Raw genomic sequence first — 22757 nt, 5'->3', positions numbered from 1 at the left:
CTTGACTAAAGCTAAGTCAGGTAAGAGCAACATTCATTATTTAGCCGACGACGACTTGAGTGCATACTTAGAAAGTGCCTCACCCTTCATCGAATAGATCACATCATTCATATAAGTGGAGATCCTTTCTAATGAAGGAACAGCAACACTAACGGTGTACACATGCACGTCTTCCAATGTCTGCGGGTCCAGAATATATCCTGTTTTAGCAAAATCAAGCTGGTATTGCCCGTCTTGTGTCCGGTCCACATGCATGAGCACAGGCTGAGCATCCTTGAACATACGCTCCGTCACTTTGCCTTTCATCGTGTATAGCTCGAGTTTTGAGCCAGTGAGCACGGCGTACCCATTACCCGCTGTTTGAATATACGCATCCCCGGCGATTGCACGTCCCCATGCAAGCTTGCCGTCTGAACCAAATCCCATCAAGCGATTGCCGGTGGTTTCGAAGTTGGCACGCATCAGGACGGAACCATCATCCAGAATCGCCAGAGCTTCACCGCCGCCATCTCCTTGTGTATTGGCATCGGCCGGGAATTGATAGAAGGACAGACGGTTTAACGAGGTGTCATAGATTTCAATTTTGGGATTGGCGGCCGGTTGCCAGAAGTTACCCGACTTGACCTGTTTGCTTGCGTCGACGACAATTCTGCTCTGAGCTGCTTTGAGCACAGTGCCTGCAACTGTTTTTTCGGTCAACAGCTTCCCTTTTTGGTCATAAAGAGAAAGGGTTGAACGTACAGAGCCATTGGCTTGTACCCCCTGGCTTGTAGCGACCAGTAGATTACCATTATCCATGAGTGAGATGTTTGCTGACGAATTCACGGTTTTTACCCAGTTGGTCTTGCCGGACGTATTAAACGAATATAATTTCTTGCTTTTATCCGAATACTCCATATACACGTAAGCCGTACCGTTGCTTGCATATACGGAGTTGGAGTAGGTCGTGTAAGGGCCACTTTTCTCATGGAAAATGGTGCTCCACTTGAGCTGACCTGTTTTGGCGTCCAGTGCTTGAAGTGAATCGAGTTGCCAGTCCAGCGTTGTTTTGCTGCTTGTTTTGGTTACGGGCTGAGAAGTGTGTACATATACCAAGTTTTTGGAAGGTACAGCGTAAATGTTCTTGATCATGACGTCTTTCTCCGTATTAGCCTCATTTAACATAAGGGAGGAGGAGGTCCATGCCGGTTTAGGCAAGGATTCCGTAGACGCCGCCGCGTATCCTGTATTTGTATTCATGTTCAAGAGCAGCATGCCACTGAGCAAAAGAACAGCCCAAGTTGTGGATTTGCGTTTACGATTCGTATAAGTAGTATGCAAGTGATAAACCACCTTTCGTGTTCGGTCAAAATAACACCGATTGTAGAATTCTACCATTGATTTCTAGTGTAATTCAACCGAACACACTGTAACCTTTTTACACTCTGGATGTGATAATGCAATGTTAAAAGAGGTGAAACAGTTACAGGGAATTCATCTTCTTTAGATGACCTTTAAAGTTTGATATATTTAGGGCTGTGACTAGAGAGATACGAAGTAATAATGACGAGGAGAAACGACATGAATCGGAGTGAAAACATCATCTTATGGGTTATCGCAGGCATTGTCCTGTTGTTGCTGTTAACCTGGATGACTCGGCGGATCATTTATCGTGGGCAACGAATACGAAGTGAGGCGAATCCCCAGAAAATCACGATAAAGGATATCGATAAAATGGAGGATGGATCAGAGTTTGAATTATATCTCTACAATCTGTTCGAGCGACTCGGTTATGAGGAGGTTCACAAAACGACGAGCAGCCGGGATTTCGGTGCAGACCTCGTGTTTGTGGACAGGCTGGGCAGACGTACGGTGGTACAGGCCAAACGCTACGGTGCCAATCATCCTGTCGGTCTTGGCGCGGTACAAGAGATTTATACCTCGATGCGTTATTACGAGGCGGATCGATCCATTGTACTGACTTCTGCCCGGTACACCGAGGCTTGTCGCACGCTGGCTGCGGTGAATGAAGTAAAACTGCTGGATCGTGAGGATTTGACCGAGCTGATTGCCCTGTTTAAGTCGCGCAGGCTGGATGAAGCGATGGAACTGATCGAAGAGCATGACCACGAACCCATTGAGACGTGGCAGTCTCGGCGCAAGCGATCTTGATTCAGACGAGCCGAAGGGACTTAAGGGTAAGGATAAAGGCAGTGTAGAGTATGGGTGCTGGAGATGGAAACGTTGCACTATTAAATGGTGACGTGGGGATAGCAAACATGAACTATGATGAATCTATATACGACATCTAATAAAAGGAGTATCAACTCATACAAGAAAGAGTAAAATGTACCCTATAAGTTAGACACTCTAAAAAAGGTTAGGGACTGGCACCATAGATTTGAGACAAATTAAAACACCTTCAAGAGAATGCAACCATGTAGTAAGACATGGAGACAACCTTGGAGGTGTTTTTAATCATTTTCATACGTTCAGGAGGGGCCGAGGTGAAATAACGATGTCCTAATCACTTTGTTGGACAGACAGAATGGAAAGACAGAGCTTTGTGTTAAAATGGCCCCCGCTCTGGAACGGCGATTCTCCGTATACATTTCCGAACCGACTTACTTTACCGGTCCCATCCAGGTTGAAATCGTCTTCTGCTGGTGCGGCAACGGCGGTTTCAACTTCCCGTTATCGATCAAATGCTTCAAAATATAAGCGACCAGCCTTCCTCCCCCGGTGTTGCCTCTCACCATGTAAGCAAGCTGCGGTTCCAAATGCTTCGGCTGATTTTGCAGGAACAGGTTGAGCATTTTGTCATAGAGCTTGCTGACAGCAGGCGCATACAGAGCGGATAAATCCGGCATTGCCTTGTTCAACCGATCCAACGTTTGCGGAGAGTCAATCCAAACCGCATTAAACTTGTAGCCCTCCTTCGTCTTGCGGATGTACCCTTTCTCGAGCAGGAACGAATATTGCTCAGCGTTCTCTTCGTTGTCAGGCAGTTCCCCTTGTTGGAATGCATGACAAATCTCAACATTCCGATATTCCAGGAAACGCCAATCGATCTGACGATCACTCCAGTGAGTATTGAATTGCCACAAGTATAAAGAAGAATCTTCGACGTAGCGGATCGACGGACCGAAGGTGACGTAACTACTCATATCAAAACCCGGATCGGAATAGTGGCTCCGATTTAACGCCGCATAGGCAATATATTGACCTCCATCCTTTCGTATTGGTGCGACCGCGTCGAAGTTTTCGCCCGCTGGCATGCTCCGCAAAGATTGCTCCTCGATGTTCTTGGGCAGCAAGGTCCAGAGCAGGAAGTTATAGTCGCTGTCCGGAACGTACACTCCGCTATCCTCGACTTGACGGCGAACTTCCATTAACGCGTCAAAATGGACATCGGCCACTTCGGCAGCGCAATCTTGCCAAAATCGATGACCGGCTACGGCCAATTCGAAGAGGTCCCAGATGATGGTATTGCTTTGATATGTGCCGGGAGAGGTTTGGATGAGAAAATTGTAATCAGCCAGGTGCCGCACTTCGTCTTCCAACAAAGACGGCGGCATACCCAGTTCCTCCGCGATTTGATGTACGGTCCGCGCCTTGTGATAAGCCGCGTAAACGATATTTTGCGCCAAGGCGCGTCCAAGAAAATCGTTGGTTTCGCCCAAACTGCCGGCCAAACCCGAATGGCCCATTTCCCCCATGCTGACCGGATTGACACTTAAATTTCCTGTTGTACGCATACGTTTCATCCCTTTCCGTAACTTCTTTTTAGCCTCGCTCAAATGCCACTTCACCGTGCCGACAGGAATGTTCAGTGCAATCGCGATATCACCGATTTTAAGCTCGTCGTAGTAATGCATGACCACGATCCGGCGATGAATGTCGGACAGAAACGCGATTTCTCGGCGCAGCTCGCGTGAAGCTTCGGTTGCCAGCAGCCGGTCAAGCGGCTCCCGGGAAGGGGCGGCAGACAGTTCGGACATACCGTTGATTTCGATGACTTGGGGCGCGTGCGCACGCTTTTTCAACCAATTCACCCAAGTGTATCGAGCAACCGTCCAGACGTAAGCATCAAGGCTCCTAATGTCCCGCACCCCGGAGAAGGATTTCAACAACTGCAGCATAATCTCCTGAGCCAGATCCTCCGCCTCGGCCCGATGCTTGACCCGGTTTAACGCAAAACCGAAAATCGGTTTGACATAACCCCGAATCGCTTCCGCGGCTTCTTCTCTGTTTTTACTAATTAAATCCATTTTTTCCTCCATATTTGCATCTGTAATTCCTGACAATTATATAGTGTGCCAGGAGAATTAAAGGTTGGGATTATTTTTGATAACATTGGACGTCCTACTGGATCACTCATTAATATGTAAATATAAACACAATGAATAGCTCGCTTAAATGGTTAAAGAGACGTTATGATTTTTTTGTTAAACAGGTTTAAGATTACTTTAGATGTACAGGCCTCACTTTTAGTATATAAAGATACTTCTTTTCCGTTCAACTATGGGAGGTTGCACCTTCACTTGCATCGTTACACGTGATATATTGAACGTATACCAACTGAAGGAGTGTGTTCATCATTATGGCACGTACACAGACACAAAAAGCACTGCGCAAAGCATCACGGTCAGGACAATGGACTCCGGAGCAAAGCCGCAGAGTGAATGGAGATTATGGGGCATTATCGCAACATGTTCGACTGACACCAACCAAGCAGGAAAAATTACAAAAGGTCAAACACAAGAAGCAGATCATCCAGGATGGTGGTGCTTCTTTTTATTTTGTCTTCGTGCGGATTAGGCCAAGAAAAGATGGTGAATGAATGGAAGGAGACATAGGAAAATAAAAAAGGAGAAGCAATGAAGCTCCTCCCTGAATGCAAAACAAGATTAAACTTATGATTGAACGAGATGAGGTACCTCTACGTTTGGATCCACATCGGCCTCATAATCGACGCCATCGGTTTCGAAACCAAACAGTTGGAAGAACTCACGACGGTAACCTTCAAGATCGGACAGGTCATAGATGTTCTCGGTCGTCAACTCGTTCCAGATCTTCGCCACTTCCTCCTGTACGTCTGCTCTCATCTCCCAATCATCGATGCGAATGCGTCCTTGCTCATCTGTTGGCACTTCACCGCCAGCGTACAGACGATCCGCAAACAGCCGTTGCAGTTGTTCGATGCATCCTTCATGCAGTCCTTTTTCCTTCATCACTTTGTACAAAGCGGAAATATACAGTGGCACAACTGGAATGGCTGAGCTGGATTGGGTGACCAGTGCTTTGGCTACGGTAACGTAAGCACGTCCGCCTGTTGCGCTCAGACGCTCATGCATTTTGCGCGCCGTTGCTTCCAGATGATCTTTCGCTTGACCAATGGAGCCTTCACGATAAATGGCGTGTGTCAGCTCAGGGCCGATGTAAGAGAAGGCAATCGTTGTTGCATTGTCTGCGAGTACGCCGCCTTGTTGCAATGCATCCATCCACAGTTCCCAGTCTTCGCCGCCCATGACGTTAACCGTCTGACGAATCTCTTCTTCTGTCGCTGTTTCGAGAGTCACTGAAGTGATTTCGCCTGTATGGAAATTGACGGTTTTGTTGGTGTACGCTTGTCCAATCGGCTTCAGCACGGAGTTGAACACTTCACCTGTATTTGGATCGGTACGGCGTGCCGAAGCAACGCTGTATACGACCAGATCCACTTGACCCAATTCGCTACGGATCAGCTCAACAGCTTTATCACGGGTTTCATTAGCAAAAGCATCACCGGTGATGCTGTAGGATTTCAGGCCTGCTGCATCCGCAGCCTTCTCAAATGCCGCGGAGTTATACCATCCAGCAGATGCAGTCCTTTTATCCGTAGAGCTGGATGGGCGGTAGATACCAATTGTATTGGCGCCTGCTCCAAAAGCGGAAACGATGCGCGAAGCCAGTCCGTAACCCGTAGACGCGCCGATAACGAGCACGTTCCGGGGCCCCTGAATCTCTGGCTGGGATTTTACGTAATCAATCTGCTCCTGCACTTGTGCCGCACAGCCGACAGGATGGGAAGTTGTACAAATAAAACCACGTGTTCTTGGTTTAATAATCATTATTGTGGCACCCTTTCGTGTTCAATTCATGTTTAACATTGGATGATTCATCGTGTTTTTTGCATACATTGTACGTGTGCATCCTCCCTATTGTAAAACAATTACGTTCGAAACGGAAACCGTTTTGTCAAATTTACGAGAAGGATAGTATGGGGTGGCCATTCGGCTTTTATTTTGGGATGATTAGTTTAATAAGCATGAGAATGATGTGGTGGATGAGTGAGGCCAGATTCGCTATAATCAACAGTTAGGCTTGATAGCAAAAGGGAATCGCACCGATGAGATGTAATTTCGCTATAGAGAAAGAGTAGACCTTCATAATGAAAGGATAGACCTGTTATGCTGAAAGAACGGATCGAGTTTTTGAGCAAACGAAAACAAATCTCACGTAAAGACCTCGTAGAAGGTCTGGTTACACAAGCGCATTTCGCAAACATCCTGGCAGAGCGTTATCCACTGCCGGAGGACTTGGCCGAGAGTATTGCTGAGCGCTTGGGTGTAAGCTCCTCCTATCTTTTGCGGACAGCAGGGCAGGATGAACAGACACTTGCGCGGGCAGAAGCGATCTTTGTACAGATGTCGGTGCCAGCCTCGGCGATCCCGGAGGAAACGGTACATGCACTGGAGGATCGGGATGATTCACTTACGGTGGAACTGACGACTGCTCTAATGAAGGCAGTGTACTATCAGCAGTTAAATGACGCCGCTGCGCATGAATATATACATACATCGTATCTGAATTTTTATTTGGAGAAGTATGGCCGCCCGGATGACGTGCAGCTACCGGGGCCGCTTACGAAAGCTTTGCTATTTTACAAAATCCAATATTACCGATCCAAGCAGGCGTTTGTGGATGTGCTTACTCATGTGACAAGACTGAGCGCCCTGACGGAGCCAGGAAGCGAGCTGTGGCTGTCGATCCAGAATATTCAGATGGAGGCATATATCCATACCCGGCAGTATGAGGATGCGAAGCGTACATTTGAGCAGACGATGAAACATGTGTATGACCAGCGGTTGTTCCATCGTTTGTCTGGTCTGTATGTGGCATACAGCGGATATTGCTTTACGATGGGGCTGCTACAGGAAGCTTTGTCCGCATTATCAATGGCTGAAGCGAATCTGGTCTACGCCGGAAATCAGGGAGATTTGGTGACAGCCATTGCGAACAATCGAATTGTCATGTTGACGATGTCTGGGGAGTTGGATCAGGCACAGACCGAGATTGAGCGTTTCGAAAAGCTGCTTGAGGCAGAAACGAAGGAGACACAGCAGGCGATGAAGCCGTTGCTTTTGGTGTATCGCTGTGAGGTTGCCTCTGCTCGGAAAAGCTGGGGCATGTTGGCGCAAAGTGTGGATCAATTGTTAAGTTGTGCCGTCACAGAGGATCAGCGAATGAATGCGGTTTTTTACCAAAGTCAGCTGGCGCTGGCGCACGGGGAGCAGGACACATTTTTAACTCAAGCTCAGGCTTGTTTGCCGTATTTTGAGTCTGTACAGCAGTCGCTGCGTTTGGAATCTCTATATGAAGGGTTGGCAGTGGTGAGTGAGGATCAGCGGCGGTACAAAGAGGCGGCAGGTTATTATCGCAAGCTGGTGTATTTGTTGCGGAGAACGAAGTAACAGTTAGAGGGTAAGGCTGGTTGGCGGCAGGTAAGGTAAGGTAAGGTAAGGTAAGGTAGATGGATTGAAGTTTGGATGGAGGGGAAGCAGTGCATGCATGAGGTGACCGGTTAAGGAAGACAGGGGGTAGAAGGATAAGATAGAACAGATAGAGTAGCTCTGGAACGTATTGTGTATCGTAAGTATCGGACCGCTGGCTAGATGTAGTAATCTAAAAGGAAATAGACTGTAGCAGGGCAAGGTGAGGCAATGAGACAGGACAGGATAAAACAAGATAAAGCTCTAGCTCTAGCTAGAGCTAGAACTAGAACTAGAGCTAGAGTAAGAGTAAGAGTAAGAGTAAGAGTAAGACAAGCAAGATTGTGTAACCTAGAATAAGATGATCTGGACAGGGTACCCCAGCGAGATTTATTTTCTAACGATCACCAGCAACTCTATTTCGGCGAATTTCAGCATTTTGATGTTCTAACGATCACAGTGGAGCTTATTTTGGGAAATTAGCGTGAAAATGGACTTTTTTCTTTGTTTTTCAGTGAAATAAGCTCTCTGGTGATCGTTACAATTTCAGAAAGGCCTTATTTTGCCAAAATAAGCTTATCTGTGACCGTTAGAATAAATACGTGTGAGGGAAACGCTTTAACTTATCAGTAGCGTCAATATTGTCGGAGATGATATGTTGTAAGCATGATTTGAACGGGGCGGGGATGCTGTGCGTATGTCTTGAACGGGAGATGAATGCTGTAAGTATGTCTTTATTTCCGAATGTTTGCTATAAGTGTGTCTTGATCGAGGGATGTATGCTGTAGGTGCATCATGAATGTGCATGGTTTGCTAGATAAGCATCTTTAATAAAGCTAAGATACAGAATGTGCATTCGTCTAAATGTAGGGATTTCACCACTCTGAGTAACTGTAATCAGAGGCAATCAGTCGACGAGTTCACAAAAATAAATGGTTTACTACTCATTGAGTCGGTTAGAACAACGTTTTTATTGGGGAAAGGCAAGCATAGCTACAAATAAACTGATGGAATGTCGTCTTTAGCAGGTCATTTTCTTGGTTCTTTTGTATGTGTTCAGATCCGTATTCATACGGGCCATGTTGTGTTTATAATTAATCATACCCAATAAAAAACAAATGAGGTGTTCGATATGATGGGATGGTTTACACGTAAAAACAAACAGGAAGATGCTGTTGCCAAAGCAGATCGCGTAATGAACAAGGGACTTACGGGCATGATGATGAAAGGATTTGTACCCAAGGAACATCGGGATGCCATCAACCAAAGTTTGGACTCGGCTAAGCAGGCACAACTGGCTACAAGCGGATCACTGCCTCTGGCAGCAACTGGAACCGTGATCAGTGTATCGGATACGGGGAAATTAATTAACTTTGATCCCATTGTGGTGCTTGTACTTGAAGTGACTGAAACGGGTGGTCGCACGTATCAGCGCACGATGGAAACACTGGTGTCCAAGCTGCAGATTCCGCGTGTGGGTGACCGTGTCGGTTTGGGACAGCATCCGGCGAATCCTTCTGAACTGATCTATATGGGACTTCTTTCGGTTTAGGTGGCAAGGTGTGACGGAATTCGGAGTGTAGCAAGAGTTCAACTTTGAATTGACGGTATTAACAGGCGAATAACCAATGTTTAGAAAATTAAAATAACGGTATTATTTTTCTGGAAATAATTATAAATTTCAGTTTTTTAATTACAGATAACAACGAAAAGGGAACATACTCAGCAAAGATATAACAAAAGATATCACATCGTAAAAAGATCCATACAGCATAAATTAGATAGATAGGGTGATAGAGATGAGTCGTTTTTTTAGAGTAATTGGCTTACTGATGGTATTTGGGACAGGATTTTCCCCGTTCATAGCTCAGTGGCTGTGGGATGATCCGTTTATGGTCATGCAGGCGTGGTGGTTTAAACCGATGCTTTTTGGAGGAATTGGTTTACTGGTCATTTCGTCTATATTCGGTACGAGTTTGGGGCAGCGCAAGATCAAATCAGGATTGCCAGCAGTTGGTGTGATCCAAAGCATTCAGCAGACGGGTACCTATATTAATGAACAGCCGGAAGTGAAAATGATGCTGAAGGTGTCTCGTCAAGGCCGGGAAACATATGATACAGAATTAAGAACTATTGTTCCTTTGACTTCACTGTCTCAGTTTCAGCCGGGAGCAATCATTCCGCTTGTCGTTTCCGAGAAAGATGAGCGCAAAGTCGGGCTGGATCAGCATGGAACGGTGTCGCAGGAGCATATGCAACAGCTGTTGAATGAAAAGATGATGCAACAAGGTATAGCACCGGAAATGGTAGATATCGCACGTACAGGAGAGAAGGGATTGGCTAAAATTCTGGACGTTACCCCTATGGGAAGTGGACAGAATGGCAACATCAAGCTACAGCTTAAACTGAGTATTACGAAGCCAAATGGTGAAACCTTTGAGGTGATTACGCAAAAAGAAATCCTGCCTTCCGCGATGTCACAGGTTCAGCAGGGACATATCATTAATGTATTCTATTCGCCGCAGGACCCTTCCAAGGTGGCTCTTGCCCTTCAAGTACAGGAGCAGCAGCTGAATCAACTTTTTTCGTCCTAAGCTTCTCATTTTAATCTTCTCAGCCTTGACTTCGCGCTAAGAAGCTATGCAATAGAGCTCTACAGTTGTCATCCGGTCTATAAAAAGGAATAGAGTTGTATAAGTTATATATTCGAGCGCCCTCCCCAAGTCAAAACGGACGATGAACGGGGAAGGCCCTCTTTATTTATATCCCTACAATTAAATTAAGAACGGGTGCTTGAAGGAGAGCGCATCAGCATTTCCCGGAAAGAGTGAAAAAGAGGCTGTGCATAGTGTTCAAGTTGCTCCCGGCTGGTCTGTCCCTCTTCTGTTAATATATCGTGATCGAACCATACGACAGCATAATCATGGTCATCATTTGGTTTACTCGTATCCCAGCAGACCGGCCCCGCATGATCGTCATAGGAGGCAAATGGAATATATCCCGCCTTAATCAGTAATTCCGATGATGACCAGAGGTTACGTAATTCCCGCAGAGGGTAGTCAGAAGGTAGATTCGGTAATTCGATCATGAATCCTTCATAGCGAAGATACACATTCAGAACATATCGGCTACTCAGATAGGCTACATAGAGCGGAGGCACAGAGAAAGATGGGCCATACGTGTCCGAGCCAGGCTTAATATAACTAGCAACTAATTCGTTGATCTGATCTATCGTAACCTTCGAGTCCAGCATTCTCCAGCAAACCCATCCTTCTTCATCAACCTCACTATCATGCATATCCGAAGGAACGCCATAGTCCGCTTCTTCCATTTTGGCCGGATGAGACATTAGAATATCCCGGTGAGGAGAATCGAAATAGGTGTCAAGCCAGCTTTTGATGAAAAGTCGATCTTGTTCCAGCACCTCTTTGTTAATCAAAGTGGTCACAACCCTTCAAGATTCATAATCCTTATATTTTTTCTTTTTATATTCTTCTTATATCCTCGTATGCTTTTAATTTAAACGATACCGATTCGCATGCGATAGGAGAACAGCACTTCTTTTGATTTTTCGTGAAAAACAAGCTCTGCCTGGCGTCTGAAATCGTCTGCCATGTCATTCAATTCTGTGGCGCCCAGCTTCAAAGCTGTCTGAAGCCCGCCTTGGCTAAGAGCCAGGTTGGCATAACGCTCAGCTGTGAATGGCTCCTGATGATGGAACACAATTTCCCGGCTGTAACGGAATAGCCCGGATTGCTGGATCTGCTGCAAATGGCCTTCTTTGCTCCATTTATGTGCTTGTTGCTCTGCGCTCGATAGACGTGAAGCAAGTTCATCCGCAGTGCTCACCAGTTGCTGGTATGCTGCTTCAAGCTGCCAGTCCAATACAGGCGGCCAGTCACAGTCGTAGGCGGCAAAAATACCGCCTGAACGCAGTACCCGTGCGAACTCGCGTAAGGTGGATTCCGGCTCCATCCAGTGAAACGACTGGGAGCAGGTCAAAATATCTACACTATCATCAGGCAGGCCAAGGTCATGGGACATTCCCGCCGCAAAGCGAAGCCGATCCGGTTTGCCTGCAGCTTCCCACTTCGCAATGCCAACGGAGCGCATATCCTCGCTAGGTTCCACGCCGATTACTCGCTCGGCATGATCCAGCCAGATCCAGGTGGATAAACCTGTACCACAACCGACATCAGCCACGAAGCGTGGCCTTTTGCCCAGATAATGAGTCAAAATATCGACGACTTCGCGGGGAGCAGCGGGTCTGTTTTGATCATACAGTGTGCCAAATCCTTTAAAACGTTCTACGTTATTGTGTCTGATCTGCTGATTCATGTATGTCCTCCCAACATTGCTAAATTCCTCTCGATCCTAATTTAAAATGAAATGGTATAGACGCATACTATATTGTACCATCATCCTCGGTTTTGTGCCCATCATCTTCCAGTAAAAGTGCGACGGCCTCTTGATGTCTGCGAAGTAACTCTTTGCGCACCGTCAAAGGTGCGATCACCTTTATTTTTGAGCCAAAGGACAGTAAGAATGAATAAAGCTGTTCACCCTCATCAATTGGAATGGAAACCCTTAATTTCCCATCCGCTTCTTGCTGAATAATGGCGGGATCCAGCAGATCGTAAACACGATAAGCGATCGTTTGTTCAAACAGAAGTTCGATCGGAGCCTGTTTCTCAGACGGTTGCTTAGAATGTATTTTGATGTCTTGCTTTTCCCCTTCATAAGGTTCTTCCTTAGCTTTATCTCCCTCCCCTGTCGATGGACGAGTATTCTCATATGCGCCGGGCACAAAGCGAAGTTTCGTGATCCGTTTGATTTTGTACGTGACGAAGGTGTCGGGCGAATTGGATGTCATAGGCTGGGGTTGCTTTAGACCCTTGAAGTACCATGTATTGTTTTTAAAAATAAGCTTCACCGGCAACGCCGTCTCCTCACTCGCTTCTCCATTGGAGTCGATATAGTGAAACGATAGCAACTGACTTGCGAAAATCGCCTGTTTCACCTGATTAAACAGTTGCATCTCTTGCTCGGGAATACTCCCCCACGGAGAATACTCAAATTCAATCCAGTCCAGTTTATGATCAAAAAGGGTCGTTAACCTGCCCAGCATCCGGGCACTGTTCAGATGAGGAATGGCGCTGACGCTGTACAAGCCCAGCAAAATTTCATTCTGTTCATCCTCGCTCAGCAGCGACTTGTCCATGACATAGTGATCCATCAGATGAATGCCGCCGTGTTTGCCCGTTGTTGTATAGACGGGAATGCCTGCGGCACTCAGACGGTCAATGTCCCGGTATACGGTGCGAACCGAGATTTCGAACAGGCGCGCAAGCTCCGGGGCGGTCGTTTTCTTTTTTTCCAGCAACAGCAGCAACATTCGGAATAATCGGTTATGTTCCATGACCCAAGTATATCATGACAACCCTTGTCAGGGTATGGGTGCTACACTTGGACTATAACGTTATCGTTCTCAGCGTATTGCAGTAGATGGAAAATCACAGACGTGCTCTAGTAGCCGTCTATATTAGAGGAGGAAATGCATGATGAAAATGAAAGACGGATTCTTTTGGGGCGGCGCAACGGCTGCCAATCAGTTTGAAGGCGGATGGAATAAGGATGGCAAAGGGCCGAGCACATCGGATATGATGACAGGCGGAACGCATACCACGCCTCGCCGAATTACGCCTGTTCTTGAAGAGGGTACCTATTATCCGAGCCATGAAGCGGTTGATTTTTATGGACACTATAAAGAAGACATTGCGATGATGGCCGAGATGGGTTTCAAAATGTTCCGCATGTCGATCAACTGGTCACGCATTTACCCGAACGGTGACGATCTGGAGCCAAACGAAGAGGGTTTGAAGTTCTACGATAACGTTTTTGCCGAGTTGAAAAAACACAACATTGAGCCTTTGGTGACGATCTCCCACTACGAGACACCGTTTGGCCTGACACAAAAATATAACGGCTGGGCTTCCCGTGAAGTGATCGAGTTTTACATCCGTTATTGTACAACCTTGTTCAACCGTTATAAAGATCAGGTAAAATACTGGCTGACCTTTAATGAAATCAACTGTTTGACGATGCCACTCGGTGCCTATATGGCAGGTGGATTGTTGTTTGAAGGCAAAGAAACGTTGACGGACGGAGTAGACCAGCCACAGACCCGGTTCCAGGCGCTTCACCATCAATTCGTGGCCAGTGCCAAAGCGGTGAAGCTGGGACACGAGATCAACCCGGATTTCAAAATCGGCTGTATGGTTGCTTTCATGACAACGTATCCGAATACGTGTAATCCTGACGATATTTTGCTTGCGCAGAAGAAGGATCAGCTGTCCAACATGATCTGTGGCGACGTACAGGTTCGGGGGGCATATCCAGGGTTCGCAAAACGTTTCTTCGCAGAAGAAGGCATTGAAATTCAAATGCAACCGGAAGACGAGCAGACGCTACGTGAAGGCTGTGTAGATTTCTACTCCTTCAGTTATTACATGTCTCTCGTGGAAAGTGCGGATGCTTCTCTGGATCGAGCGGAAGGAAATCTGCTGGGTGGTATCAAGAATCCATATCTCGAAGCCTCCGACTGGGGCTGGCAGATCGATCCGAAAGGACTACGCTATACGCTGAACCATCTGTATGATCGTTATCAAGTTCCGTTGATGGTCGTGGAAAATGGTCTCGGTGCCGTCGATGTCGTGGAAGAAGACGGTTCCATCCAGGATGACTACCGGATTGATTATCTGAAAGGTCACATTGAGCAGATGAAAGAAGCGGTTGCGGACGGCGTCGACCTTATTGCCTATACAATGTGGGGCTGTATTGACCTTGTAAGTGCATCGACTGGAGAGATGAAGAAACGTTATGGTTTCATTCATGTCAACAAAGATAATGATGGCAACGGTGACTTGAGCCGTACACCGAAGAAAAGCTTCTACTGGTACAAAGATGTGATTGCTTCCAATGGAGAGAAGCTGTAATTCAACAGCTGTAATAAAAAAAAGATAACAAAACCCCAACGATCTTTCGGTCGTTGGGGTTTTTACGATGATGCATATAACATGCGACTAGGCGAAGCTTCTGGCTTGTAATTCAGACAGCCGCTGCAAATAACGTCGGTAGAACCAGATACAGGTGAATAACCAGCATCCGCTTAGGAAGTAGCCGCCAACAACGTCGCTAGGGTAATGCACGCCCAGATAGATCCGGCTAATGCCGATCATCAGGATAAAGGTAGCACTTGCTGCAATCATACATACACGCCCGGTAAAGGTCGGAATATGCTTCCAGATCAGAAAAGCAAGTCCGCCATAAAGGCTGAACGCTGCCATGGAATGTCCGCTGGGGAAGCTGTACCCGCTTACTTCGATAATGCGGTTAATGGTTGGGCGAGCTCGTTGAAACACCAGCTTGATCACGGCATTCAACAGCGTAGAGCCTGCAAGCACGATGGCAAGAAAGAGCAGTTCGCGTTTGTGGCGCAGGAAAACATAAAGGATCAGCATGACAATGACCGTAATGACAACGACCTGAAGCTCACTACCGATCCAGGTGAAAAATTGCATAAATCGGGTCATGCCAGGTGATTCCATGCCTTGGATCAAGTCGATGAGTACAGCATCAAAGCGATGAATCTGATTGTCGCTGATGGAGAGCGCGATCGTGATAAAAGCGAACAGGCATAAAGCTGCAACCAGCAGCGGAATGGAGATTTTTTTCGTCAAATTGTGCTTCAAATGTAGAGTTCCTCCGTTGTCTATGATGTCTCTGTTTATAGCTGTATCTGTTGAAAGAAAGGTAATGTTCATCCGAAAGCTCGACTACAGCACAACCTTTTCATTCAACTGATGTGATCAGAAGTATATACACTTGCTTTTTAACATAGTGTTAACATTTTACAATAAAACAAACAAAAACGAAAATGGAGGCGTTCATAAGTAAGGGCAACTCAAAGGTAAATGAAGGGGGAGGCGTAAGAATGAAGCGAATTGTCACGGCCGTTTTGGTTCTAATGTTATGTGCAACATGTGTGATCGTTTGGCCGGGGGAACGAGCATACGCGTGCAGTTGTGCGGAATCCAGTGTCAAGGAGAAGCTGGAAATGCATACCGCAGTTTTCACGGGGAAAGTGGTGAATGTTGGAAGAGGCTCATTACTTATCAGTGGGGAGTTCGAAGCGTACACACTGGATGTGGATACGGCATGGAAGGGTGTAGATGCAAAACAGATGACGATTCTAATCAGTAACTTGGGTGGGGGCTCCTGTGGAACAACATTGACTAAAGATCAGTCTTATCTAATCTTTGCCCATCAGGATGGCAAAGACGGGAGGCTTTACAGCAGCCTATGTAGCGGTAATCTTAAGATCGAACAGGCAGGAGAGGCGATCAATATGCTGGGCAAGGGCACTCCTGTAAACTCTGATGATTTCAGGGGCGGCAGCGGCTATCATAATCTGTGGATGATCATTCTTTATGGTGGGGGGATCATTCTGTTGTTAGTGCTGGTAGGTGGATCGCTGTGGGAAAGAAAAAAAAGGAAGGTGTAATGTCCCATAAAAATTGATCCCCTTATGGACGGGGGCACGCTCCTTAAGGGGATGTTGATTTTTTAGCAGTGTTTTGATTTCGGTTGGTGATGAGCATCTGTTCCGAGTGCTATAACTCTATGCTAACGCTGGAGCTGGAGCACGTAATCGTGTGCGGTAACGCCAAACACCCGTTTGAAATGTCTGTTCAGATGGGTCAGATCAACGAAGCCGCAGTCAGCCACGGCGGTATAGATGTCTTTGTGTTTCTCCAGAGATTGGCGGGCATGCTCGACCTTGCAGTTCAGGAAAAATTGATACGGTGAGATGCCCGCATGGGCTTTGAATTCACGGATAAATTGAAACTTCGACAGGCCAAATGACGCCGACAAATCATCCAGTTTAAGCACGTCTGCGGTGTTGCAAAACATCATTTCTTTTGCTTTGCGAACAAGACTGTCCTGAGGTTTCCAGAGTCTTGCAGGCTGTTCCTCCCGAGCGAGCATATGCACCAGATCAAACAGCCGTGTACTGCACTCGGCTTCGTCCTGCCTGTGCTGCACGGCATCGTTCAGCATGAGAATGCTTCGGGCAAGCTTCGGATCATAGACGATGGGAGTGGAGAAGCGAAGTTCTTTTTTACCCATAATCTCTTCAACTAATTCGGGCTTCAAATAAAGCATCACATAATCAATACCCTCTTTATCATAGGAACTCCCATCATGTAATTGCTCGCGATTAAACAACATGACGCCGTTCGGATGTGAGGCCTGATAGTGACCGTCCAGATGATATTGCTGAATGCCGCGCAGCGTTACGCCTACCGCATATTCCTCATGGCAATGCTTTTTATAGGTGAAATCGGTGAAGCTGGCGGATAGGGCCAGCACGTCTTCTGATCTTTTGTAGCTAAACTGTTCCATACCGCACACCTCCGCAGATTAAATAGATTTTTAGATCAGACCTGACACGATAATGGCTGAGTATATCAAAAAAAGAGCCATCAGCATACTGCATGTTCGCTGGTAACGATTCAGCAAGGATCGAAAGATCGTGCCGAACACTACCCAGCTGGAGTAAGCCAGAAAACCAATACACGTAATCAGCATAACATAGAAAAATGCAGACCATGATTCTGAAGCGACGTAAGGAAGTACATAAGCCGGGATAACTGTAAAGGTAAACAGCACGACTTTAGGATTTACAAATTGCATCATGACTCCGTTCCAAAAGCCCAATATGGCCTGGGGAGCCCCTTCTGTAGAACCCATTCGATAGACCTGATAGGCGAGATAAAGCATGTAGATGCTGCCGGTAATCTGCATGAATTGCAAGATGCCTGGTAAAATGTCCGCGAGTAACTGATTCAGAAAAGCAGACGCAGTCAGCAACAAACCGAAAGCTAGGGTAGCTCCCCAGACATAGGGCATGGTACGGCGTGCGCCTACTTTTTGTGTGGAAGAGAAAATGACAATGTTGCTGGGGCCAGGTGTAAAGGTTACAACGATACAGTAGATTAAAAAAGATAGTATATTCATTTTAAGCTCCTTCTTCAATGCTATCTTATTTGAACTAAAGATTTTACACAGTCACTCCGATGACAGAATAACCTTCCAATCGCTGTTATCCCCAGATTTTTTTGATTTCCTTATACAAAGGGAAAAATCCGGTGATAAGCATATGCTTCCGATGTAGCTTTCTTGCAGAAAGCTTTTAGGCGACCGCTCCGCTTTTTCAGGTTTTTTCTGTCCTCTCCGTTAATGTGTAAAAAAGTAGTTCCAATAAGATAGAGGATTATTGTCGTAATCATAAGGCGGAGTAGACCATAGCTATAGTACATTATTGCAGCAGAGCTGAAAGTCATGTTTAGGTAAGGTCTCTTGGAAAAGGGTTATACCAATAAGTTGAACTAATTTCTACATTTTAACGGAGAGGTTCCCTTTTTGAATGATTGCGTTTACAATCGATAACGGAGTGAGGGTGTACAGACAGACATAGACCACTTGAGGAAGTGAATGAGATGAAAAAAATGCTGCTGATCTATATTGTGTTGATTGCGGCGTTTGCATTGTATGTATTGAGATTTGAATATACCAGTCAGGTGAACAGCTCGTGGGAGAACCGTGGACTTCGCGGTGATCTGGGTGAGACGTACATGATGATTACGTTTCAGTCCGGGCTGGAATATTGGAAGAGTCCGCTGAAAGGTTTTGAGGATGCCGCGGATGCGCTGGGCGTGACCGTCGAATATCGCGGGGCTACGCGGTATGATGCCAAAGAGCAGATCACGGTAATTGAGCAGGCCATTGCGCGTAAACCTGCAGGCATTGCTATATCCGCAATCGATCCAAAATCATTAATTCCAGCGATCAATAAAGCTGTGGAAGCGGATATTCCTGTGGTCCTGTTCGATGCAGATGCACCAGGGAGTCAGGCGTATTCTTTTTTGGGAACGGACAATTACAAGGCAGGCGTAACGGCGGCGGACAAAATGGCCGAGCTGCTCGGTCGTGAAGGAGAAGTCGCTGTAATAACGTCGCCGGGACAACAGAACCATGAGGAACGTACCAACGGATTCCGCGAAACAATTCGGCAACGATACCCTTCTATGCAGGTTGTTGAAATCGCAGATGGACATGGAGATGTGTTGAAATCCCGGGATGAAACGATCCGGATGATGAAGGCACATCCGAAGCTGGCGGGTATATTCGTCACCGAGGCAACGGGAGGCGCCGGAGCAGGGGAAGCCGTACAAAATGCCAATCCAGGCAATGGTCAGAAGCTGCACATCATTTCTTTTGACACAAATAAAGCAACACTCGATCTGATCCAAAATGGTACGATCTCCGCTACGATTGCACAAGGGACCTGGAACATGGGATATTGGTCGCTCCAATATCTGTTCCATCTGCACCATCACTTGACTGTACCTGCACCTTCGCCTTCAGGGGAAAATGCGCCGCTGCCTGTAACGGTAGATACGGGGATCTCGGTCGTGACAAGTTCGAATGTGGATGATTATTATGCCAAATAGACAGAAAACTTGGCGCTCTGAGCTTGTGAACGGATTCCGCCGCCTGCGTCTGCGTAACATGCCGTTACGATACCAATTGATGCTGCTATTTCTGCTTTTTGCCATCGTACCGTCCGTTGGTTTGGGTCTGCTCGTGAACTGGACGGTAGAACGAGTCGTGGATCGGCAGGTAGAGGGTCATACGATGCAACTGATCGGCAAGGTCAATGAAGCGTTGAACACCAAGATGGAGAACTTGCAAAATATGACCTATCTGATTGCGTTTGAACCAGACGTCAATGCATTCATGGACGAGAAGATCGGCGGAGACGGGAACACACGCGAACGTGAACGCGTCGAAAGACAAGCCAGCCAAGCGTATACGGAATCTGAACAGAACCGTTTGTATGGCATCAAACAGACTTTGCAAGGATTCACCACATTGTACCCGGAAATTGCGGGCATCGTGCTTGTGAACGGTAACGGTGATTATATAAGCAATGAGATGTATCCTCGAACGGAGCAGCGTCTGACCGAGGAGGATTGGTATCGGAAGGCTGCAGTGCAACCAGGAATTTTCACAGTAATCGGCCAGCCGCGAGAGCGCAACATGACCACACATGTCCGGTATAAGGACGATGAGATCGTATCGGTCGCCCGATCTGTAACGGATGAAACGACTGGACTCGTGAAGGGAGCTGTACTGATTGACCTCAAGCTGAGATCCGTTTCGCAGGCGGCTCGTAATGTAACACTTGGCAAATCCGGGTATGTCATGGTCACCGATGCCGAAGGACAAAGTGTATACAGACCCGAACATCCGCTCATTGAACATATTCCGGCGAGCTGGTTTGCTTCTGGAGAGAGTGGAACGTTTACGAAAGCAGTGGATGGTGAAGCGTTATTATTCATGTATCAGTCCTCTACCTTTACGGGCTGGAGAACGGTGGGGGTATTCCCGACCAAAGAGTCGATCTCCGAGGTGCGACAGATTCAGTTTTACGTGGTCAGTTTTGTCTTTGTGGTATGTTTGTTTGGTTTGAGTACATCCTTGTGGTTTTCCCGTTCCATTGCGCAGCCAATCTTCCGGTTGATGTCTTATATGCGCAGAGCCGAAACAGGCAATCTCAATGCAGGCCGGTGGAGTGATCGTGCCGATGAGATCGGCATGCTGGGGAATAGTTTCAACCGAATGCTGAGCCAGATTCGTCAGTTGATTACGCTGAATGAGCTGAGGGAACGTCAGAAACGGGATGCGGAGATGCGTAGCTTGCAGGAGCATATCAAGCCTCATTTTTTATATAATACGCTGGATACGATTCACTGGATGGCACGAAAAGAAGGCGCCGACGGTGTGTCCGATATGGTTGGAGCACTGTCCCGTTTGTTCCGAATCGGACTCAGCAAGGGACAGGATTATATTCCGTTACACTCTGAGCTGGAGCATATCAGCAGTTATCTGCAGATCCAGCAGACCAGATATCGGGATCGTCTTGGGTACACCATCCACGTCCCGGAAGAATTGAAGAATTTGTATGTGCTCAAGTTGTTACTCCAGCCTTTGGTGGAAAATGCGATATACCACGGCATCAAGGGCAGACGTGGCCCAGGCCATATTGTCATAGAAGCGAAGGTGGAGCAGGGGAAGCTATATCTGACCATTAAGGACGACGGAGCCGGAATGAGCGGAGAACGACTGGCGGAGATGTTGCAGCTATTGGATATGACGATGGAGAGTCTGGAATCGACTTCACCGGAGTGGACGGGTAAAAGTTACGGGATGCTGAATGTACAGGCACGATTAAGATTATCATTTGGCAGTGACTATGGGATTTGGCTGGACAGCAGGCAGGGTGAGGGAACCCGCGTTACGATTATTCATCCACTGATGCGGGAAATGCCTGTAACCATACCTCCCCGGGTTGAGCCCCGAGATAACCAAGATCGACAAGAGAAGGAGTGAAGAAGGCTGTGGATTATACAGTGACACCGGTCAATGCCAATGCAATGGATAACCTGTATCGTGTGCTGATTGCCGACGATGAACCGATTATTCGAGAAGGAATCCGCGAAGCTATGGATTGGGCTACATTTGGCATGGAGGTTGTCGGTGAAGCCGAGGACGGTGAGGAAGCACTGGAACGGGCAGTTGAGTTGAATGTAGATGTCGTGCTGGTCGATATGAATATGCCTTTTCTGAATGGCATTGGACTCATTCGGGCTTTACAGGAACAGTGTCCGGGAGTTCGTTATCTGATCATATCCGGGCATGATGAATTTGCTTATGCCCAGGAAGCGGTTCGTCTCGGAGTCGAGGATTACATCCTGAAGCCTGTACAAGCGGACCAGTTGAGAGCTGCACTGGAGCGGTTACGCCAGCGGCTGGATGAGGAGCATCAGCGGACAGCATATGTCAGGCAGGCGGCAGAGCAAATTGAACGAAATATCCCGCTGCTTCGCCAGCGATTTTGTCTGGAGTGGATGAAAGGACAGCTAGCTGGCGAGAGTCTGATGGAGCAGCTTGCTTTTCTACATCTGCCGTCTGCATCACCTGTGCAAGTAGGTGTGGTACGCTGGCCTGCTGCCGAGGCGCGTCAGACTATACTGAGGGAGAACGATCGCCAACTGTTCCTGTTTGCCATGGAAAATATCATATCAGAACTGCTTGGAGATCTTCCGCATGTGCTCTTTCGTGATGCCAGCAGTGTTATCGGGATCTGCCTGTGGCAGGAGACCCCTGAAGAGATTGCACTCCTGCTGGAACAGCAGATTAGTGCTTGCCTGAACATCGCGGTTCATGCGCATTTTGAACTTCATAGGGGGACGCTGGAAGAGGTGCCGGGTACGTATCGGCATTGCCGTGAACAGGTATATGAGGAAGTGAAGCTCTCTCCGCTCGTTCGCAGGGCACGGCAGTTAATTCAGGAGGAGTACGCAGAACGGGAGTTGACGCTGGAATCGCTGGCATCCCGTTTGCAGGTGTCGGCCGTATACCTCAGTCGTGTGTTGAAAAAAGAGTTGAACGACTCGTTCGTTACTCTTGTCACTCATGCCCGTATTCGTAAAGCCGCGCAGCTGCTGGACTCCACGTCGCTCCCGATCCATACCATCGCTGAACGCGTAGGGTATGATACACAGCACTATTTCAGCACAGCGTTCAAAAAAACGATGGGCATCTCACCTGCCCAATATCGCAAAAATGGCGGAACGGAAAGTTCCACCGCAGGTTCTGTATAGATTTCCGAAGCTTCATCGGAAGTATGGATATCAGAGGTTACAAACCAACCCACCGTTAAAGGTTTACCGCCTGCGGTGGTTTTTTCGTTGTGCGCTTCCATCAAAAGTTAAATTTTTATAAAAAAGGTTCAAAACCTGCAAAGACCTCGCTGGCTGCGAAATGCTACCATGAGATGCAGAGAGGCACAATAAGTTAGACGATACTCCATGGGATGTAAGCGTTATCTTGGGA

At 47.1% G+C, this 22757-nt stretch carries 19 protein-coding genes; 10 read left to right on the top strand and 9 right to left on the bottom strand.

Annotated features, from left to right (window positions below):
- Positions 1–36 precede the first annotated feature (36 nt).
- Complete coding sequence (locus tag FS818_RS14140) at positions 37–1320, bottom strand: PQQ-binding-like beta-propeller repeat protein (protein WP_186331701.1); 1284 nt, start codon at positions 1318–1320, stop codon at positions 37–39.
- Positions 1321–1560: 240 nt separating this feature from the next.
- Here FS818_RS14140 and FS818_RS14135 point away from each other — a divergent pair, with 240 nt between their 5' ends.
- On the top strand, positions 1561–2151 hold the full coding sequence (locus FS818_RS14135) for a restriction endonuclease (RefSeq protein ID WP_145332619.1): 591 nt from the start codon (positions 1561–1563) through the stop codon (positions 2149–2151).
- Positions 2152–2603: 452 nt separating this feature from the next.
- Here the strand turns inward: FS818_RS14135 and FS818_RS14130 are convergent, their stop codons facing one another.
- Complete coding sequence (locus FS818_RS14130; protein WP_186331702.1) at positions 2604–4250, bottom strand: RNA polymerase sigma factor; 1647 nt, start codon at positions 4248–4250, stop codon at positions 2604–2606.
- A gap of 332 nt (positions 4251–4582) precedes the next feature.
- Here FS818_RS14130 and FS818_RS14125 point away from each other — a divergent pair, with 332 nt between their 5' ends.
- Complete coding sequence (locus FS818_RS14125) at positions 4583–4822, top strand: hypothetical protein (RefSeq protein WP_145332617.1); 240 nt, start codon at positions 4583–4585, stop codon at positions 4820–4822.
- Between the two features lie 73 nt (positions 4823–4895).
- On the opposite strand, the gene fabV is transcribed toward FS818_RS14125, so the two are convergent.
- A complete protein-coding gene (gene fabV / locus FS818_RS14120; RefSeq protein ID WP_145332616.1) occupies positions 4896–6092 on the bottom strand; it encodes an enoyl-ACP reductase FabV in 1197 nt (398 codons plus the stop codon).
- Positions 6093–6431: 339 nt separating this feature from the next.
- On the opposite strand from fabV, the gene FS818_RS14115 reads away from it, so the two are divergent.
- The 3 genes from FS818_RS14115 (at position 6432) to FS818_RS14105 (ending at position 10327) form a co-directional block, all read left to right on the top strand.
- Positions 6432–7715, top strand: coding sequence for an XRE family transcriptional regulator (locus FS818_RS14115; protein ID WP_145332615.1), 1284 nt, complete (start codon positions 6432–6434; stop codon positions 7713–7715).
- A 1150-nt stretch (positions 7716–8865) separates the two neighbouring features.
- Positions 8866–9285 carry a hypothetical protein gene (locus tag FS818_RS14110; RefSeq protein WP_186331703.1) on the top strand — a complete coding sequence of 140 codons (420 nt, stop codon included), beginning with the start codon at positions 8866–8868 and terminating at the stop codon, positions 9283–9285.
- A gap of 247 nt (positions 9286–9532) precedes the next feature.
- Complete coding sequence (locus FS818_RS14105; protein ID WP_145332614.1) at positions 9533–10327, top strand: hypothetical protein; 795 nt, start codon at positions 9533–9535, stop codon at positions 10325–10327.
- 185 nt (positions 10328–10512) lie between these two features.
- On the opposite strand, the gene FS818_RS14100 is transcribed toward FS818_RS14105, so the two are convergent.
- The 3 genes from FS818_RS14100 to FS818_RS14090 form a co-directional block, all read right to left on the bottom strand.
- A complete protein-coding gene (locus FS818_RS14100; RefSeq protein ID WP_145332613.1) occupies positions 10513–11172 on the bottom strand; it encodes a hypothetical protein in 660 nt (219 codons plus the stop codon).
- Between the two features lie 80 nt (positions 11173–11252).
- Positions 11253–12071, bottom strand: coding sequence for a class I SAM-dependent methyltransferase (locus FS818_RS14095; protein WP_145332612.1), 819 nt, complete (start codon positions 12069–12071; stop codon positions 11253–11255).
- A 67-nt stretch (positions 12072–12138) separates the two neighbouring features.
- The gene (locus tag FS818_RS14090; RefSeq protein ID WP_145332908.1) at positions 12139–13128 is read right to left on the bottom strand and encodes a helix-turn-helix transcriptional regulator; all 990 of its coding nucleotides are present in this window, start codon (positions 13126–13128) and stop codon (positions 12139–12141) included.
- A gap of 166 nt (positions 13129–13294) precedes the next feature.
- Here FS818_RS14090 and FS818_RS14085 point away from each other — a divergent pair, with 166 nt between their 5' ends.
- A complete protein-coding gene (locus tag FS818_RS14085) occupies positions 13295–14728 on the top strand; it encodes a glycoside hydrolase family 1 protein (protein WP_145332907.1) in 1434 nt (477 codons plus the stop codon).
- Between the two features lie 87 nt (positions 14729–14815).
- Here the strand turns inward: FS818_RS14085 and FS818_RS14080 are convergent, their stop codons facing one another.
- A complete protein-coding gene (locus tag FS818_RS14080) occupies positions 14816–15484 on the bottom strand; it encodes a phosphatase PAP2 family protein (protein ID WP_145332611.1) in 669 nt (222 codons plus the stop codon).
- A gap of 242 nt (positions 15485–15726) precedes the next feature.
- On the opposite strand from FS818_RS14080, the gene FS818_RS14075 reads away from it, so the two are divergent.
- Positions 15727–16296: a hypothetical protein gene (locus FS818_RS14075; protein ID WP_145332610.1), complete on the top strand. Its 570-nt coding sequence runs from the start codon at positions 15727–15729 to the stop codon at positions 16294–16296.
- Positions 16297–16418: 122 nt separating this feature from the next.
- Here the strand turns inward: FS818_RS14075 and FS818_RS14070 are convergent, their stop codons facing one another.
- Positions 16419–17198 carry an AraC family transcriptional regulator gene (locus tag FS818_RS14070; protein ID WP_145332609.1) on the bottom strand — a complete coding sequence of 260 codons (780 nt, stop codon included), beginning with the start codon at positions 17196–17198 and terminating at the stop codon, positions 16419–16421.
- A gap of 30 nt (positions 17199–17228) precedes the next feature.
- Complete coding sequence (locus FS818_RS14065) at positions 17229–17813, bottom strand: LysE family translocator (RefSeq protein ID WP_145332608.1); 585 nt, start codon at positions 17811–17813, stop codon at positions 17229–17231.
- A gap of 482 nt (positions 17814–18295) precedes the next feature.
- Between FS818_RS14065 and FS818_RS14060 the strand changes: the two genes are divergently transcribed.
- The 3 genes from FS818_RS14060 to FS818_RS14050 are packed head-to-tail and all read left to right on the top strand — an operon-like array spanning position 18296 to position 22525.
- Positions 18296–19309: a substrate-binding domain-containing protein gene (locus tag FS818_RS14060; protein WP_145332607.1), complete on the top strand. Its 1014-nt coding sequence runs from the start codon at positions 18296–18298 to the stop codon at positions 19307–19309.
- The gene (locus FS818_RS14055) at positions 19290–21251 is read left to right on the top strand and encodes a cache domain-containing sensor histidine kinase (protein ID WP_145332606.1); all 1962 of its coding nucleotides are present in this window, start codon (positions 19290–19292) and stop codon (positions 21249–21251) included. Before FS818_RS14060 ends, FS818_RS14055 begins: the two co-directional genes overlap by 20 nt.
- A gap of 44 nt (positions 21252–21295) precedes the next feature.
- Positions 21296–22525, top strand: coding sequence for a response regulator (locus FS818_RS14050; RefSeq protein ID WP_145332906.1), 1230 nt, complete (start codon positions 21296–21298; stop codon positions 22523–22525).
- Positions 22526–22757: the final 232 nt, after the last annotated feature.

The sequence above is a fragment of the Paenibacillus xylanexedens genome (genome assembly GCF_007680605.1).
In the GTDB taxonomy this organism is placed as follows: domain Bacteria; phylum Bacillota; class Bacilli; order Paenibacillales; family Paenibacillaceae; genus Paenibacillus; species Paenibacillus xylanexedens_B.
This window is presented reverse-complemented; position numbering and strand designations above follow the sequence as displayed.

Excerpts from the sequence above, each read along its gene's own strand:
- FS818_RS14135 (WP_145332619.1), top strand. The coding sequence starts at position 1,561 with ATGAATCGGAGTGAAAACATCATCTTATGGGTTATCGCAGGCATTGTC.
- FS818_RS14130 (WP_186331702.1), bottom strand. The coding sequence starts at position 4,250 with ATGGATTTAATTAGTAAAAACAGAGAAGAAGCCGCGGAAGCGATTCGG.
- FS818_RS14125 (WP_145332617.1), top strand. The coding sequence starts at position 4,583 with ATGGCACGTACACAGACACAAAAAGCACTGCGCAAAGCATCACGGTCA.
- fabV (WP_145332616.1), bottom strand. The coding sequence starts at position 6,092 with ATGATTATTAAACCAAGAACACGTGGTTTTATTTGTACAACTTCCCAT.
- FS818_RS14115 (WP_145332615.1), top strand. The coding sequence starts at position 6,432 with ATGCTGAAAGAACGGATCGAGTTTTTGAGCAAACGAAAACAAATCTCA.
- FS818_RS14110 (WP_186331703.1), top strand. The coding sequence starts at position 8,866 with ATGATGGGATGGTTTACACGTAAAAACAAACAGGAAGATGCTGTTGCC.
- FS818_RS14105 (WP_145332614.1), top strand. The coding sequence starts at position 9,533 with ATGAGTCGTTTTTTTAGAGTAATTGGCTTACTGATGGTATTTGGGACA.
- FS818_RS14095 (WP_145332612.1), bottom strand. The coding sequence starts at position 12,071 with ATGAATCAGCAGATCAGACACAATAACGTAGAACGTTTTAAAGGATTT.
- FS818_RS14090 (WP_145332908.1), bottom strand. The coding sequence starts at position 13,128 with ATGTTGCTGCTGTTGCTGGAAAAAAAGAAAACGACCGCCCCGGAGCTT.
- FS818_RS14085 (WP_145332907.1), top strand. The coding sequence starts at position 13,295 with ATGAAAATGAAAGACGGATTCTTTTGGGGCGGCGCAACGGCTGCCAAT.
- FS818_RS14075 (WP_145332610.1), top strand. The coding sequence starts at position 15,727 with ATGAAGCGAATTGTCACGGCCGTTTTGGTTCTAATGTTATGTGCAACA.
- FS818_RS14070 (WP_145332609.1), bottom strand. The coding sequence starts at position 17,198 with ATGGAACAGTTTAGCTACAAAAGATCAGAAGACGTGCTGGCCCTATCC.
- FS818_RS14065 (WP_145332608.1), bottom strand. The coding sequence starts at position 17,813 with ATGAATATACTATCTTTTTTAATCTACTGTATCGTTGTAACCTTTACA.
- FS818_RS14060 (WP_145332607.1), top strand. The coding sequence starts at position 18,296 with ATGAAAAAAATGCTGCTGATCTATATTGTGTTGATTGCGGCGTTTGCA.
- FS818_RS14055 (WP_145332606.1), top strand. The coding sequence starts at position 19,290 with ATGATTATTATGCCAAATAGACAGAAAACTTGGCGCTCTGAGCTTGTG.
- FS818_RS14050 (WP_145332906.1), top strand. The coding sequence starts at position 21,296 with ATGGATAACCTGTATCGTGTGCTGATTGCCGACGATGAACCGATTATT.